Here is an 11,710-nt window from a genome sequence, read left to right on the forward strand (position 1 = left end):
TCAGAGGTTTAGGGTCGATCTATTATCTAGCCTACGCCACGGGACATGCCGAGTTCGAGCATGCCGCAACGCTGTGGGCGACAGTGCTTTTAATCGTCATCGTTTCGATCGTGGTCCATGGGATCGCCGTAACGCCGACCATGCGGTGGATCGATATGCGCAGGTCTAGATCCAGCCGAAAGCCGCGCAATCAGTCCGTCCATTAGCGCGGCTCATCCCACAAGAGAGCCATATGCGGGGCGCACCCCACAAGCAGCAGGCCAGACTACCTCCGGTTTGTCTCATCGACAGCAATTAGATCGATACCTTTGAGGATAAAATCGATACCGGCAAGGAAGTCGGCACGGTCGTTGTGGGTGGGCAAGTATTCCGCCATGCTGCGCGCGAACGGATAGGCCTGGGGATCAAGTCTGTTCCATTCGTTTGACGCTTCGGTCAGAAACTGAGTCCGGTCCAAACTGTGTTGGCGCGCAAATTGTGCATTGGCGGCATTTTGCTGGCCGACGCCGAGGCTGTAGCTGAGCAGGGCCGACACCGCGGCCCATCGCACGTGTTTCGGCACGCCCATGGCTTGAACACTTTGTCCCAAGAATTCGAGAACCCGCAACACTGGCGCGTGTCCTGGGCTGCGCGCGAGTACCGAACCAGCCCATGGGTGAGCATCAATCGTATCGAACAATTCCAGCGTCAGATCGCGGATTGCCTGTTTCGGTTCGCCAAGGCCGGGTAGGCGCTCCATTGAACGGGCGATGACCGCATCGCAAGCGGCGAGCATTAGGTCCCGTTTGTCATCAACGTGCCAGTAAATTGCGCCACGGCCGGTCGCCAGCCTTTTGGAAAGAGCCAGGAACGTCAGGCCCATTTCGCCAAGCTCGTCGAGTATCTCGATGGCCGTGGAGATAATCGTCTCGCGCGAAAGTGAGACGTCGCGCCGACCGGGCATAAGTTTTCTATTAATCATGCCGCATATTGACATGAATGGAACGGCATTCCAGGAATGGAACGTCGTTCCACACACTTGGTTTCGGCTTTCTCCAAATGAAGGACTTTGAACCATGTCTCCTCACGTCACGATCATTGGCGCTGGCCTCGGCGGCTTGGTGCTCGCCAGAGTTTTGCATGTCCACGGCATCAGTTCGACTGTTTACGAGTGGGAGGCTTCTCCCGACGCGCGCGGGCAGCGCGGTATGCTCGACATTCATGCGGAGGACGGCCAGGTTGCGCTCAAGGACGCCGGCCTGTTCGATGATTTCCTGAGGCTTGTTCATCCGGGCGGCCAGCAGACGCGGGTGCTCGACCAAGACGGGAACGTGCTTATGGACCAGCCAGACGATGGAACGGGAGGGCGGCCGGAGGTACCTCGTGGCGAGTTGCGTCGTCTTCTGCTCGCATCGCTCCCCGCGGATGCGGTTAGATGGGGCAAGAAGGTGGTGGGAGCCGCGCCTCTTGGCGCGGGCCGGCACGCTGTCACCTTGCCGATGGCTCAAGTGTGAAGACTGATCTCCTGGTCGGGGCGGACGGCACATGGTCTCGGGTTCGCCCGCTTCTCTCAGACGCCATCTCGACTTACGTCGGCACGTCGTTTGTCGAAACGTATCTTCTGGACAGCGACACCCGTCATAGGCCAAGCGCGGACGCCGTTGGCGGAGGCTCCCTTATGGCAATGGCGCCCGGGAAGGGTATCTTTGCGCATCGCGAACCCAATAGCGCACTGCATGCCTACATAGCTTTGAACAGGGCGGAGGAATGGCTCCGTGGCATCGACTTTGCTGATCCGCCGGTCGCCCTGGCTGCGATTGCCAAAGAGTTCGAAGGCTGGGACCCCGCACTGACGGCTCTCATATCGAACAGTGATACCGATCCGGTGCTTCGACCGCTTTATACGCTTCCGGTCGGATATCGGTGGGAGCATCGCGCAGGCGTGACTTTGCTTGGCGACGCCGCTCATCTGATGCCCCCGTCCGGCGAAGGGGCAAACCTTGCCTTGTACGATGGAGCCGAGCTGGCGAAGGCAATCGTAGCCAATCCTGAGAACGTGGAAGTCGCGACACTTAGCTATGAGTGGGCGATGTTTACGCGCACAGCGCCGGTCGCGGAGCAATTGAGCGAAATGCTGAAGATCTTGCTCGGCGAGGCAGCACCTCAAAGCCTGATCGATTTCTTTGAAATGGGTGGCACCGGCTGAGCGCGTGGCTTCAGGCGTCGCTCGATTGAAGAACTCTTGCGGGGCGGGAACTAAAACCAAGATCATTGCTTATTTGGTCACGCGCATCACGTGAGATGGCGAAACCCGAGGAGACAAGGTCATGGGAAGCACTTCCGACAAGATCAAGGGAAAGACTAACGAAGTCGCCGGCAAGGCTCGCCAGGCGGCAGGCAAGGCGGTCGATAATCACGAAGAACAGGCCAAGGGCAAAGTCCAGGAAACCAAGGGGAAGGCCCAGGTCGCCAAAGGCGATGCCAAGGAGGCGGTCAAGAAGGTCGTCGACAAGGCCTGACCGCGGTTTTATCCACCCGCACCAAAGCCCGCACTGACGCGGGCTTTTTCCTTGAAGGAACGAGCCATGATCTACCGCCCATTTATTGCTGCCCTCGTCACGACGGTCATGAGCGTCGGTGCTCAGGCACAGACAGCAAATGACCCAGCGGTCAGCGCCTGTAAAGCCACCGGTTTGCTTGCGCTGAAGGAAAAATCCAAGGATATTACCGATCTCGTGATCGACGTCGAAAGCGTTGCCGTCAGCAAGGCCGACACCAAGGTCGAGGACGTCGCTATCAAGACCGTGGTGCTCGGCGAGGCCTATATGGCCCGCAATGGTGCGACGGGCAAACCAGACCGCTTCGTTTGCCTCCTCGGCGAAAAGGGCAAGGTACTTTTGACGTTTTTTACCGCTCAGTGATCGGCGGTCGGGTCGTTTAACTATGCGCACTGCAGGTATCAGACTGCACGCTAGGCGGTTATGCGAGCTGGTTGATGCGATGACAAAAGATCGTCGCGATGCCTCATCATTTTGGCACCATGAAAGACCATGTCCACGAGAGTGTCGGATCTGGAAGCCAGTTGCCGCTTCTATCGCCCCGTCTGAAATGGGTTCAGGGTGTAGGACGTGTTGAGTATGGCCAGTGACGTAGCCGAGGAGCACGTTTTCTAGAATTCATTTGGCGTTGCAGGTTAGGTCTCGTGATCGTGTCGAAAAGTTTTTATCGCCTTGCGGTTGAAGCAGGCGGTCGGCCCAATACACCGACGGGGGCCAGGCCGTACCACGGTCAAGATTATGCGGCATTCTTGTTCGGCCAGGATGGCAACAGTATTCTAGCGGTAGGCGACAAGACAACAACACAAACTGTAGGGCAGTCGTGGTCGAGAGAAACTAGCGCCGAACCCGACAGCGCTTATTACAAAGGGCGCCATATGACGCCCTTCATTCCCAAAAGGTCTCTCGGACTACTTAGAGCCCAGTCCGGCGATACCGCAGCCGTTCCTGCTCGACCTGTTCGGCATCATAGGGATCCAGCGTGTCATCGAAGCCGGTCCAACCCTGCTGCTCGTAAGCAGTGCGGCGCTCGGTGGGATCAACCCAATTCGACCGCTTGAGGATCGCCTCCGCTACCGGCACCAGAGCTTCTTCAACCTTGGCGGTGACGAGGGTGCCGCCACGACGAACACCCTCGGCGTAGACGTGGGCATCGCGTTCCGATACGCCGGAGCTTGTGAGAGCTCCAATGATGCCGCCGGCAGCACCACCCGCAACGGCACCCGCTGCAGCGCCTGCCGCAGTCGCCGCAAGCCAACCGGCCGCGACAACGGGGCCCACGCCTGGGATCGCCATCAGGCCTAGCCCGGTCAAAAGACCGCCCGCACCGCCGATTACGGCACCAATGCCCGCTCCGGTGCCAGCACCTTCAGCGGCATTGGATTCACCGTGACGCTTGTCAGCATTGTTGGACACGATGCTGATATCGTCGGAGCGCACGCCAGCGGATTCAAGCGCGCTAACCGCGGCGCTCGCATCGCTATAATCGTCAAAAAGTCCGGTAACTGTTCTCATCTTCTATCTCCCTAGTTTTTTGATTACTTGGCGACGACGTTGCCCTGATAGTCGAGCGCGATCGACGCGGCCTTGCCGTCCTTCATGCCGGAAGCATTCCAGACGCCCTTGTCGTCCTTGTTGAGGTCTTTCACCTCGGTGTAGCCGGCCTTTTCGATCCGCTCCTTCGCCTGACCTTCGGTGAAGCTATTGGCACCCTCGACCGGAGCGGTCGGATTTTTAGTGTCCGGTGTCGCAACCGCTGGAGTATTGCCGTCGCTGTTGGCGGCCGGGGCAGTCTGCGCAAATGCCGAAACGGTAGACGCTGCGACGAAAGCGGCGGCGATGATGACGGTTTTCATGATGTTTCCTCTCAATCTCGGATCTTCTTGATGAACCCGATGCGATAACCCCTCGGACACGCTTATGGTTCCGACGTGCTCGGATGGATGGCGAAGCGGAACAACTTGATGACGACTGAGTTTCGGCGATAGCGTTTCACATTGGTGTCAGAATGCCGCAGCCGACCGTACTTATCGTCGAAGACGAGCCTTTGATCCGTATGACGGTGGCCGAAGATCTGCAGGTGGCCGGTTTCCGAGTTCTCGAGGCTGGCAATGCCGACGAAGCGTTGCGAATGCTCGAGACGGATTCTTCCATCCGCGCAATCTTCACCGATATTGACATGCCGGGAGACCTTGACGGGTTAAAGCTGGCTTGGATCGTCAGGGATCGCTGGCCGCCGATTGAGATCGTTATCACTTCGGGAAACCGGAAGATCGCGTTAAACGATATGCCAGAGCGATTCCTGTTCTTTCCTAAGCCTTATGCCCACCAGCCGGTCATCGATGCGCTGACCCGGCTGACGACGTGAGCCCCCGAATCTTCTAGCGCACGCTCTGTGGGCCATGTTAAGGACGGCTATCTGCCATGACCGTCGAAGAATATGTCCCATCCTGAAGAACCCCATCCCACTCCAGTGACCGTATCCGACCTTCCGCAATTGGCGGAGGCATTGGACGACGAGCGGTTTCGGCAGTTTCTGGACCACGTGCCGTTTGCGGTTGCGGTCGCTGAGCTCGGTGACGGCGAGCATCTGGTCTATGGCAATCTGGAGTTCGAGCGCTTGACGGGTCTGTTGTGGGAGCACCTGCAAGGCAAGGCATGATCCGTTTTACCGGACGCGCCGTCTCTCGCCGACGGTCCAACCCTTTCTGAGGCCTTGGTGCAGAACGAAGAGTATCTCGGTGCGTTCAGGATCGAAGTTGATGCTGAGTCCCACACGGTCGACGCGTGGTCGAACACGATCGACGACGACGATGGCAAGCCTTTGTTCCGGCTCCTGGCGATGTCGAGGCGGACCGGAACCGATGATGCCGCCGCTTTGTCTGAAGCTCTTGCCGAAAAAGACACGTTGCTGAAGGAGCTGCAGCATCGGGTCAAAAACAATCTGCAGATGATCACGGCGTTGATCCGCATGGAAGCGCGCAATGCCCAGCAACCGGGAGAGAGTGAGCGTTTCAACCGGCTTGCCGGCCGCATCGAAGCCCTGTCCATCCTGTATCGATCGATTTATGCAGGAGGGGGGACCGAGACTATCGATCTCGGTACCTACGTCAGCCAGATCGCCTCTTCGGTGATGGCCGCCCATGCGATTGAAGGAATACGTCTCGATATGAAAGTCGACACGTGGCCGGTGTCTGTCAACGTCGCCATGCCGGTCGGTCTCGTCATCAATGAGTTGATGACTAATGCTCTCAAATACGCTTTCGAGGGACGCGACCGCGGTGAGATCAATGTCCGCTGCACAGTCGATGACGAAGGCTGCAAGGTGCTTGTAGCGGACGACGGTGTGGGGCTCTCGGACAAGGCCGACTGGCCGCGGCGTGGCAAGCTCAGCGCTATGATCGTACAGTCCGTGCGGCACAACGCCAAGGCAGAGATCCAAGTCCAGTCGGAGCCAGGCGAGGGAATGGCTGTGACGATTATCTTCAAGCGAACGAATGCCACCGCCCATTGACGATGATACGGCGGTTAGCCGACAATCTTAGGCTCAGACAAAGATGCCTACATCGATGACACCTCCCAGAGCCCAGTCTCGAAAGACCTTCGCCTTCGTCCGTCACAGGCTTCTGAAACAAAAATGGGAGCTTTGGTCGGCCAAAGCTCCCAGTCTGTGCTGTTCAACTTATCCGGTATCGGAGAATGTCGAATATTAGGACAATACTATATTTCGTTGTGGGCGTCATCTCGTTTTAAGGACTGACTTCGCGCGAGTGCATTGAATTGTTCTCCTGAACAGACGATGGCTTCGGGGGCGCAACCCTGTTTTCACCGATTATAAACGGAACAATTTTTCGTCCCACACGTCATTAGCCAGAATTTGTCGCATCCATATATTTTTAGTTGAATCTCGACCTAGCTGGAGAGCGAATGGATCTCGTCCTCGATCTCAGGACAATCTTCATCGTCTGCGGGACGACCTGCCTTATTCTCGGCATCCTTCAGTTGGCGGTGTACTCAACCGGAAAGCTCGGGCGCTGGCCGCTGTGGTGGAGTGCCAGCAATCTTCTCATGGGCGTTGGAATAACGCTCGTTGGCCTAAGAGGAATTGTCGCCGACGGTTTTTCCGTAGAGCTGGGCAACCTGGCTCAGCTGTCTGGATACTTATTCATGCCGGTTGCGGTGCGCTCGCTGACAGCTCAACCCCTCAATCTCAAGATATGGGTGGTTATCATCGCGCTGGCATCACTGCCCATTCCTTTGTTCATTAATGGAGCCGATCAGGTGGGACAGCGGATCGTGTTCGGGTCTCTTGTCTGTCTGATTATCGATATCGCGGTCGCAGTCGAAGCGGGGCATTTGGCGAGGCGAGAGCGGCTGTACTCCGCATGGTTCCTAATGATGCTGTATATTCCGACCGCTCTGATATTCGCGTTTCGGGCATTTGCAGCGCATCGCGGTAACATCGGGCCAGGGGATCTGTTTGGCGGGGTGGGTGTACTGCATGGCTGGCTCGCGGTGTTTGCTATCGTCTTCATATTTCTGCGCAGCATTGCGTTGGTGCTGATCGCAGCGGAGCGTGGTCAAAAAGATCTCGCAGCGCTGGCGCATCGTGATCCACTCACCGGCGCATTGAACAGGGCGGGGATGGCGAAGGCTTACATGCAAGCGGGAGGCCGCCGTAGTGCTTTAATGCTGATCGACATCGACCATTTCAAGCAGACCAACGACACTCACGGTCATGCAATGGGCGACGATATCCTGATGGCCTTTATCGGCGCCGCAAGGCAGACGCTTTCACATTCCGACCTGATCGGCCGTCACGGCGGTGACGAGTTTATTATCGTCACGACAGACCGCGATGAGTCTCAAGTCGTTGAACTTGCGCACCGGATCAGGACGACTTACGCAGAAAGACTGGCCGGGCTAAGCGAGAATCTCACATCGACACTCAGTATCGGCGTCGCGACGGCATCGGATGCCAGTATGTCGCTTCGGTTGTTGACCCAGCGCGCCGATCAAGCGCTCTACATGGCAAAGCAGCGGGGCCGTAATACCGTTCACAGCTTCGACGAATTAGGCGATCTGCAACCAACGTAACCATTTTCAGCTGCCATTCGCCGAATACTTGCGGGGAAAGGGTTAAGGATCTCTTCGGAACTTCTGTTCATCATGTCGATTGGGCTTGTGCAAACGTCCGGCAATAGACTTGCGCAGATTGTGATGAATGACGCGATGGCAATTATTTTTCCGATCCCTGACAATGAACGCGAACGTCTCGAAGCGCTCCCAGATTACGCTGTCGCCGGCACGGCCCCGGAAGCCGAGTTCGACCATATTGCCAAGCTGGCGACCGAAATCTTCGATGTGCCGACAGCGTTGATTTCGTTCGTCGAGAAGGATCGCCAGACCTTCAAGGCAAAGGTCGGGTTTGCAGCGTCCGAAACGTCCCGCGATCAGTCGTTCTGTGCCCATACAATCATCGGCAAAGAGGTCATGGTCGTCCCAGACGCGACCGCCGACGCGCGTTTCAGGGACAACCCGCTTGTGACCGCAGCACCATCGATCCGGTTTTACGCAGGCGCGCCGCTCACCACTGTCGGCGGGCAAAACATCGGCTCGTTGTGTATCATTGACACCAAGCCGCGGCAGGCGCTGACGCCTGATCAGGAACAGACGTTGATGCGCTTGGCCGAGGTGACGATGGATCATCTCGAGCGCCGTCGTCTTCAGCAGCTCAACAAGGCGGCCTTCAGCATCGTCGCAGCGATGCCCGAGGCCCTCGTCGGCGTGGATGCTTCCGGTGTGATCAGCTTCTGGAACCCGGCTTCGCAAACAATCTTTGGCTATAGTCGTCGGGAGGCGCTCGGGAAACCGCTTGAAACTCTGGTGGCAAAGAGTAGCTGGCCGGAACTCAAGCGTTTCTTAAAAGAGAGCTGCGATCTCAGCACTGTATCACGACCGTCATTCGAGGTGCTGATGCGAAATCGCGCCGGCGGTGAATTCATGGCTGACGTCGTCCCTGTCAGTTGGGAACAGGACGGCGAATTGCAGATTGCCTTAATCGTCCGCGATCTTTCGGCGCAAAACACCATGCGGGATCATCTTCACTATCTGACCTCGCATGACATGCTGACCGATCTCCCCAACCGTTCCCGGTTTCTGAAGGTGATTGACCAACATCTTCGCTCTGGCGGGCTGTTTGCTGTCCTCAAAGTGGGTCTCGATGCCTTCGGCGCGGTGAATGGAAGCCTCGGCATGGCAGCCGGGGATCGAGTCCTGAAACAGATCGCCGATCGTATCCGGCAGTCGGCCGGCGAGAACGCCACGGTTGCGCGGGTCAGCGGTGACGAATTTGCGGTATTGATTAAAGGAGCGAACTACCGCCCGGTCACGGAGATGATCCAGGCGGCTTTACAGGATCCGGTGATCGTTTCCGGGCTGGTCGCTCATATCGGCGCGAGCATCGGGGTTGTCTGTGCAGCCTCAAGCGAGGCTTTCGAAGACGCCAACTCGGTTTTGAAAGCAGCCTTGCTGGCGCTGCATGAGGCAAAGGCCAAGGGTGGCGGGACCGTCGAGATTTATCGTGACGAGATGAGCGTGAAGGCTGATGGCCAACGGCGTCTTGCGGATGACCTGAAACGCGGGTTCGAGGCCGGTGAACTCGAGCTCTTCTTCCAGCCGCAGATCGATCTGCACACGTCCGGGATTGTCGGCGCTGAGGCTCTCTTGAGGTGGCGCCATCCAAAGAGGGGGCTGATCTCGCCGGGCGAGTTCATCCCTGTCCTGGAAGTCAGCAACATCGCTACCCGCGTCGGGCAGTGGATCCTCGAAAGCGCTTGCGGCTTCGGTGCTCAACTTGCCTTCGGCGGCCGCCCGATGAGAGTGGGGGTGAACCTGTTTGCGGCTCAGTTACGCGATCCTGAGCTTTGTAAGCACATGCAGGCAGCGCTTTCGTCAACCGGTCTATCGGCCAACCTTCTCGAACTGGAGATTACCGAGACGACCGTCCTTCGAGCCGAGGCGGACGTTCTTGTGCAGTTGAACCTCATCCGCGAGCTTGGCGTCGGGATCGCGTTCGACGATTACGGGACTGGGTATGCGTCCCTCAGCCTCCTGAAGACATATCCTCTTACGCGGCTCAAGATAGACCGCGAGTTCGTCAAGGGCGTCGACACCACGCCCGCGGACGCTGCGATCGTGGAAGCCGTTGTCACGCTTGGAAAAAACCTCGGGCTCGAGGTGATCGCCGAAGGGATGGAGACACAGGCGCAGGCGGATCTGCTGAAGTCTCTCGGATGCCGGTTTGCTCAGGGCTATCTCTTTGGCAAGCCGATGCCGGCTGAAGAATTCATTGAACTGCTGTCAGACCACCAAACGGTCGACTAACCGACTGGCAAGTCTGGTTTAATTCGGCAGGCGTCAATCGGAGTTGGGCGATTACGGCTTGTCAGCATCGTTAAATTCCACTCCAATTTCCGTAAGTTTTCTCCATCGTACACGGCAGCCGTGTTGCTCCCCGTCGTCAAAACTGAGATTAAAATCGTCCGGGAGACCCATCGTCGTCTCGACCAGGATTTTGGCGCCACCAGACGACATATTCTTGATGAGGCAGTCGCGCGTCGATGTGCCGTGATTATAGACGATACGAGCGCCTTTGAGAGCACGCATCCTCGGGGACTTTCTCAGTTCTTCCATGGTCGATCTCGTGGCAGGTTGAAACGCATTATCAGGCTTGGCAGATTTATCTTTATCTCATGCTGCATGAACGTGACGCCGCTTCCCGGCGGCTTTAGCCTTGTAAAGCGCTTCGTCTGCGGCTTTGAGGATCAGGGACGCAGATGGGAAAGCGTCATTGAAACATGCGCTGCCGGCGCTGCAGCCAACACCAACTGTCAGGCTGTCCGAGAGATCGAAGGGCTGGGCCATGCATGCGATGATCCGGGCCGCCACCGCAGAGCATTCTTGAAGGGTGGCGTCCGGCATATAGACGATAAACTCGTCGCCGCCGATGCGAAACGTGATATCGGTCGCCCTCGTATTGTCCTTGAGCCGCTGCGCTACTGCTTTCAGGAGCAGATCGCCGGCGGGGTGCCCATGATTGTCATTGACCGCTTTGAAGCCGTCCAGGTCAACACACATATACGCGTAGCCACCCTTCGCTCCGGTCGCTATGGAAAGACTGTCCTGATGGCGCAGGAAGGACAGTCGGTTCGGAAGGCCCGTCAGGGCGTCGGTATTAGCGAGCAGTCGGGCGCGACGCTCTGCGATGATAAGCCTGACGAGGATTTTATGGTTTTGAAGCGTCAGCGACCAGAGGCTTGCCAGAAGAGGGAGCCCGGCGACGAGCGCGATCCATTTCTGCGCGGGCAGCAATAAACCGGTGGCAACGAGGAATGGCAAAGCGGACAGGGAAATCGCGAGGATCGCGGTTCTCGGCATCGGTGCGTTTCGGGACGATATGGCGCTTGCGACGCTGACAGTCATGATGGATGCAAGGATGAAAAGCCCTTGGTCGCCCGATCTCACGAGAAGGAGCATGGCAAACCCCAACAGGCTGCTCCATAACAGGGATAAAGATGCGAGAACGTAACCAAACTGTCTGCGCTCTGGCGCGGTCCCCCGGAGAGCCCGCGATATGATGGCCCACCGTGCCGCCGCTAAGGCCGCATCCGTGAGGAACCAGACAAACGGCCATATCGAATGCGTTAACGTCGCGGCGACGGCAGCAGTCGCGGCAACACACACCGAGGCGATGAGTATTGCCCATCGCCGGTCAAGGATGTCCTGTAACAACTCGTCTCGATCGTCGCTATCATCGGTGAGCGATGATCCGGTCAAATAGTCAAAACATTTGCGCAAGAGGGACATCGCGCCGCCGTCAGGTCGATAATCGTCTCAGGATTGTATTCGATGTTTCTAAATAAACGATGAGCGCGAAGGTTTGGTATTGTTCTCTCACGGGAACGATGAGTGAAATGGAGCGTTTTTCAGCGCACTCAACGGAGGATATGCATATGGAAACGCTGGCAGAACTGTTCGAACACACGCTGAAAGACGTCTATTACGCCGAAAACGCCGCCGCCAAGGCACTGCCGAAGGTGTCGAAGGCAGTCAAGAACGTCGAGCTGAAGAAGGCGGTCGATCATCATCTGGAAGAGACCAAGGGTCAGATCAGG

At 57.4% G+C, this 11,710-nt stretch carries 14 protein-coding genes and 2 pseudogenes; 10 read left to right on the forward strand and 6 right to left on the reverse strand.

What is annotated here, in order from left to right; all coding sequences use genetic code 11:
• Positions 1-206: pseudogene (locus AC2GXZ_RS32150) on the forward strand (cation:proton antiporter); the annotation flags it as partial.
• Positions 207-265: 59 nt separating this feature from the next.
• Here AC2GXZ_RS32150 and AC2GXZ_RS32155 read toward each other — a convergent pair.
• Positions 266-961, reverse strand: coding sequence for a TetR/AcrR family transcriptional regulator (locus AC2GXZ_RS32155; RefSeq protein ID WP_483763317.1), 696 nt, complete (start codon positions 959-961; stop codon positions 266-268).
• A gap of 94 nt (positions 962-1,055) precedes the next feature.
• Here AC2GXZ_RS32155 and AC2GXZ_RS32160 point away from each other — a divergent pair, with 94 nt between their 5' ends.
• From AC2GXZ_RS32160 to AC2GXZ_RS32175, 4 genes are all read left to right on the forward strand, one after another.
• Complete coding sequence (locus AC2GXZ_RS32160; RefSeq protein WP_483763318.1) at positions 1,056-1,493, forward strand: FAD-dependent oxidoreductase; 438 nt, start codon at positions 1,056-1,058, stop codon at positions 1,491-1,493.
• Between the two features lie 164 nt (positions 1,494-1,657).
• The gene (locus AC2GXZ_RS32165; RefSeq protein WP_483763319.1) at positions 1,658-2,185 is read left to right on the forward strand and encodes an FAD-dependent oxidoreductase; all 528 of its coding nucleotides are present in this window, start codon (positions 1,658-1,660) and stop codon (positions 2,183-2,185) included.
• A gap of 121 nt (positions 2,186-2,306) precedes the next feature.
• Positions 2,307-2,498 carry a CsbD family protein gene (locus AC2GXZ_RS32170; protein WP_483763320.1) on the forward strand — a complete coding sequence of 64 codons (192 nt, stop codon included), beginning with the start codon at positions 2,307-2,309 and terminating at the stop codon, positions 2,496-2,498.
• A gap of 66 nt (positions 2,499-2,564) precedes the next feature.
• Positions 2,565-2,900 (forward strand): hypothetical protein, encoded by a 336-nt coding sequence (locus AC2GXZ_RS32175; RefSeq protein WP_483763321.1) that lies wholly within the window; start codon positions 2,565-2,567, stop codon positions 2,898-2,900.
• A 549-nt stretch (positions 2,901-3,449) separates the two neighbouring features.
• On the opposite strand, the gene AC2GXZ_RS32180 is transcribed toward AC2GXZ_RS32175, so the two are convergent.
• Together AC2GXZ_RS32180 and AC2GXZ_RS32185 are read right to left on the reverse strand one after the other, a co-directional pair.
• Entirely contained in the window at positions 3,450-4,049 is a 600-nt protein-coding gene (locus tag AC2GXZ_RS32180) for a general stress protein (RefSeq protein ID WP_483763322.1), read from the reverse strand.
• Between the two features lie 23 nt (positions 4,050-4,072).
• Positions 4,073-4,390 carry a PepSY domain-containing protein gene (locus AC2GXZ_RS32185; RefSeq protein WP_483763323.1) on the reverse strand — a complete coding sequence of 106 codons (318 nt, stop codon included), beginning with the start codon at positions 4,388-4,390 and terminating at the stop codon, positions 4,073-4,075.
• A gap of 152 nt (positions 4,391-4,542) precedes the next feature.
• Between AC2GXZ_RS32185 and AC2GXZ_RS32190 the strand changes: the two genes are divergently transcribed.
• From AC2GXZ_RS32190 to AC2GXZ_RS32200, 3 genes and pseudogenes are all read left to right on the forward strand, one after another.
• Positions 4,543-4,902, forward strand: coding sequence for a response regulator (locus tag AC2GXZ_RS32190; protein WP_483763324.1), 360 nt, complete (start codon positions 4,543-4,545; stop codon positions 4,900-4,902).
• A gap of 72 nt (positions 4,903-4,974) precedes the next feature.
• A pseudogene (locus tag AC2GXZ_RS32195) lies at positions 4,975-6,048 on the forward strand (sensor histidine kinase).
• 413 nt (positions 6,049-6,461) lie between these two features.
• A complete protein-coding gene (locus AC2GXZ_RS32200) occupies positions 6,462-7,631 on the forward strand; it encodes a GGDEF domain-containing protein (protein ID WP_483763325.1) in 1,170 nt (389 codons plus the stop codon).
• A 42-nt stretch (positions 7,632-7,673) separates the two neighbouring features.
• Here the strand turns inward: AC2GXZ_RS32200 and AC2GXZ_RS32205 are convergent, their stop codons facing one another.
• A complete protein-coding gene (locus tag AC2GXZ_RS32205; protein ID WP_483763326.1) occupies positions 7,674-8,243 on the reverse strand; it encodes a hypothetical protein in 570 nt (189 codons plus the stop codon).
• Here AC2GXZ_RS32205 and AC2GXZ_RS32210 point away from each other — a divergent pair.
• Positions 8,235-9,920 carry a putative bifunctional diguanylate cyclase/phosphodiesterase gene (locus tag AC2GXZ_RS32210; RefSeq protein WP_483763327.1) on the forward strand — a complete coding sequence of 562 codons (1,686 nt, stop codon included), beginning with the start codon at positions 8,235-8,237 and terminating at the stop codon, positions 9,918-9,920. The genes AC2GXZ_RS32205 and AC2GXZ_RS32210 overlap by 9 nt on opposite strands.
• A gap of 51 nt (positions 9,921-9,971) precedes the next feature.
• Here the strand turns inward: AC2GXZ_RS32210 and AC2GXZ_RS32215 are convergent, their stop codons facing one another.
• Positions 9,972-10,229, reverse strand: coding sequence for a PilZ domain-containing protein (locus AC2GXZ_RS32215; RefSeq protein ID WP_483763328.1), 258 nt, complete (start codon positions 10,227-10,229; stop codon positions 9,972-9,974).
• A gap of 57 nt (positions 10,230-10,286) precedes the next feature.
• Positions 10,287-11,402, reverse strand: coding sequence for a GGDEF domain-containing protein (locus tag AC2GXZ_RS32220; RefSeq protein ID WP_483763329.1), 1,116 nt, complete (start codon positions 11,400-11,402; stop codon positions 10,287-10,289).
• 146 nt (positions 11,403-11,548) lie between these two features.
• Here AC2GXZ_RS32220 and AC2GXZ_RS32225 point away from each other — a divergent pair.
• On the forward strand, positions 11,549-11,710 hold a 162-nt coding region (locus AC2GXZ_RS32225), incomplete at its 3' end, for a DUF892 family protein (RefSeq protein ID WP_483763330.1).

The organism is Aliirhizobium sp. YIM B11859 (genome assembly GCF_057163345.1).

Bases quoted from the DNA above. Each gene is read 5' to 3' on its own strand.
- AC2GXZ_RS32155 (WP_483763317.1), bottom strand. From the start codon at position 961: ATGATTAATAGAAAACTTATGCCCGGTCGGCGCGACGTCTCACTTTCG.
- AC2GXZ_RS32160 (WP_483763318.1), top strand. From the start codon at position 1,056: ATGTCTCCTCACGTCACGATCATTGGCGCTGGCCTCGGCGGCTTGGTG.
- AC2GXZ_RS32165 (WP_483763319.1), top strand. From the start codon at position 1,658: ATGGCAATGGCGCCCGGGAAGGGTATCTTTGCGCATCGCGAACCCAAT.
- AC2GXZ_RS32170 (WP_483763320.1), top strand. From the start codon at position 2,307: ATGGGAAGCACTTCCGACAAGATCAAGGGAAAGACTAACGAAGTCGCC.
- AC2GXZ_RS32175 (WP_483763321.1), top strand. From the start codon at position 2,565: ATGATCTACCGCCCATTTATTGCTGCCCTCGTCACGACGGTCATGAGC.
- AC2GXZ_RS32180 (WP_483763322.1), bottom strand. From the start codon at position 4,049: ATGAGAACAGTTACCGGACTTTTTGACGATTATAGCGATGCGAGCGCC.
- AC2GXZ_RS32185 (WP_483763323.1), bottom strand. From the start codon at position 4,390: ATGAAAACCGTCATCATCGCCGCCGCTTTCGTCGCAGCGTCTACCGTT.
- AC2GXZ_RS32190 (WP_483763324.1), top strand. From the start codon at position 4,543: ATGCCGCAGCCGACCGTACTTATCGTCGAAGACGAGCCTTTGATCCGT.
- AC2GXZ_RS32200 (WP_483763325.1), top strand. From the start codon at position 6,462: ATGGATCTCGTCCTCGATCTCAGGACAATCTTCATCGTCTGCGGGACG.
- AC2GXZ_RS32210 (WP_483763327.1), top strand. From the start codon at position 8,235: ATGGATCATCTCGAGCGCCGTCGTCTTCAGCAGCTCAACAAGGCGGCC.
- AC2GXZ_RS32205 (WP_483763326.1), bottom strand. From the start codon at position 8,243: ATGATCCATCGTCACCTCGGCCAAGCGCATCAACGTCTGTTCCTGATC.
- AC2GXZ_RS32215 (WP_483763328.1), bottom strand. From the start codon at position 10,229: ATGGAAGAACTGAGAAAGTCCCCGAGGATGCGTGCTCTCAAAGGCGCT.
- AC2GXZ_RS32220 (WP_483763329.1), bottom strand. From the start codon at position 11,402: ATGTCCCTCTTGCGCAAATGTTTTGACTATTTGACCGGATCATCGCTC.